At 56.7% G+C, this 2,147-nt stretch carries 3 protein-coding genes; all 3 read left to right on the plus strand.

Annotated features, from left to right (window positions below; genetic code table 11):
• The coding region (locus tag EN884_RS34010; protein WP_128361040.1) for a PAAR-like domain-containing protein at positions 1-622 on the plus strand (622 nt) is incomplete at its 5' end.
• A gap of 15 nt (positions 623-637) precedes the next feature.
• Complete coding sequence (locus tag EN884_RS34015) at positions 638-1,207, plus strand: SMI1/KNR4 family protein (RefSeq protein ID WP_013525294.1); 570 nt, start codon at positions 638-640, stop codon at positions 1,205-1,207.
• Positions 1,195-1,992, plus strand: coding sequence for a hypothetical protein (locus EN884_RS34020; RefSeq protein WP_013525293.1), 798 nt, complete (start codon positions 1,195-1,197; stop codon positions 1,990-1,992). The genes EN884_RS34015 and EN884_RS34020 overlap by 13 nt, the downstream gene beginning before the upstream one ends.
• Positions 1,993-2,147: the final 155 nt, after the last annotated feature.

A 2,147-nucleotide genomic window follows, 5' to 3' on the forward strand; every position in this document is an offset into this window, starting at 1 on the left:
GAGCAGCACATTGCAGAATGGCACGACAACCGTCTTCGCTAAGGGCGGCGCCATGATTGCTAACAAAGGCTCGCAATACGGGATGAGTACGGGTGACGAACCCGGAACGGTTGGCGGCGTCAAATCCAATACGTTCAAACAGGCAACAGATTGGATACTCTACTCGTTCGACGTCAAGATGGATGGCAAGAACGCCTGCCGCCACACCGACAAGAAATATCACAACAACAAAAATACGGTCGACCTGCAGGGGAATGCAAATCCAGCCCCGCTGCCTACGGTCGTTTTCGATTCGGCAACCTTTCCTAACAAGGTAGCCAACATGAGGAAGCGGATGCCCGCTTCCGGCAAGAAGAAGCTGACGCGCCAGACAAGCCGAAGCGCCATCCGCAAGAACCGGCGAGCCGCGCTCAAAGGCGAGAAAAAGGGCAAGAAAAAGACGTCGCTCGACGAGTTTCCCTTCGCCTCTTCGACCCAGGGTGGAAAACCTCCGGGTAAGCCGAAAGCCGCCGTCGCGGCGATTCCGGTGTCGGAGCAGAACGCCCAAGGCGGCAAACTTTCGTCGTTTTATCAGAACAACAATATTGGCAACGGCGATTCATATTGGGTGGAAGTCATCTAGAGTCAGGCTCCTGCAATGATCGAAGAACTGGACCGGATCGTTCAATTTCTGACGCGTCTCGGACGCGTAACGCCAACTCTGCTCCAGCCCGGGCTGTCCACCATGGACATCCGTGCCTGGGAGGCACGGTTGCCTTTCCCGCTTCCGTTGGAGTTGGAGCAACTATATCGCTGGCGCGACGGAACCAGGGTGAACGAAGGCGAGCAGTTGGACACCGTTTACTTTTTCCCCGGCTTCTACCTGCTGTCGCTCGAAGAAGCTGTCGAAATATTCATGGAACGAAGGGACGCACCGCAGTGGCGCAAAGGGTGGTTTCCGGTGTTTGCTGACGGAGGCGGGGATTTCTACCTCGCCTCATGCGGCCATGAGAAGAAGGAAACCGCAGAGATAATCGGCTTCATTCATGGGGAGCCCCAGCAGCCTGTGGAGTATGAGAGCCTTACGGCAATGATCAAAACGATTGACGCGTGTTACGCTGAAGGCGCTTTTTTTGTCGACGAAGACAACACTCTTGAAATCGATGACGAACTTCATCGCGACATCGCTCACAGGTTTAACCCGGAGATTCCCGAATGGCAAAACTAACGCAGCTTGAGGCGGCACAAAAGAAGGCTCTGGGTGGGGACATCGAAGAAGCGGAACAGGCGTTCGCCGACCTGGTGAAGAAGGGTACGGCCCGGGCCGCAGCGGCTCTCGCGGAGATCTCGGCGTACCGCGGTCAATGGCACGAAGTGCTCGGACATGTCGAGACGTCCGTCGCCGCACTAGACCAATTCGAGACGTTCGACGTCCAGATTGATCAGATCACGCTTTGCTCGCTAGCGGCACGCCAAACCGAAAGCTGGGATCGAGCCGCAAAGACAGCGGAGATCGGCCGCCGCAGTTTGGGAAAGAAGGGCGATCCCGATCTTCTGAAGATACTCGCAAGGCTGGCTGCGTTCGCCGCATCACACGGTTCGGAGGATTTTCGCTTACCGCAGGGTGTGCAGCTTGGTGGCGCAGTTCGCTTTGCTGAGGCGGTGGCGAAGGTTGAAGGCAGCAAGAAAAAGTTTTCGGATCCGCAGACACGGGCCGATCATATGATCGGACTGGCGCGTGTCTATGAGTATCATGAGGGTGCGGTGCAGATGTTTGAAAAAGACAACACCCTGCCCGGTATTTTCGACAACGTGGTGTTCCTCGCCGCCGCGCTGGCCAAAGCCGGGCGCTCAGACGATGCATGGGCGGTCATAAGGGGCGGAATCAGCGATTGGTGGCCGGTGGAGGAAACCCAGATTGCGCCGGTTGTGCTTCTAACAGACGCGTCATTGGCACCGATCATGACCGCGGTGCGCTGCGCCGAAATTCTCGATACCCCACGGGGATCCTGATCGATCGGCTCGTGGCTCGAGTCGCGGTCTCGGCGCGTTTCTTGATTATTTTTGGAGCACACTGTTGCTCCACATCCTAACGTTCTCTGCCACAGGCACCTTCATCGCAAAATCGCCGAAGTGATCCTCAAAGTCAGGCCCAAGCGTGGTCGGAT

It is taken from the genome of Mesorhizobium sp. M7A.F.Ca.AU.001.01.1.1 (assembly GCF_004022735.1).
GTDB classification, from domain to species: domain Bacteria; phylum Pseudomonadota; class Alphaproteobacteria; order Rhizobiales; family Rhizobiaceae; genus Mesorhizobium; species Mesorhizobium ciceri.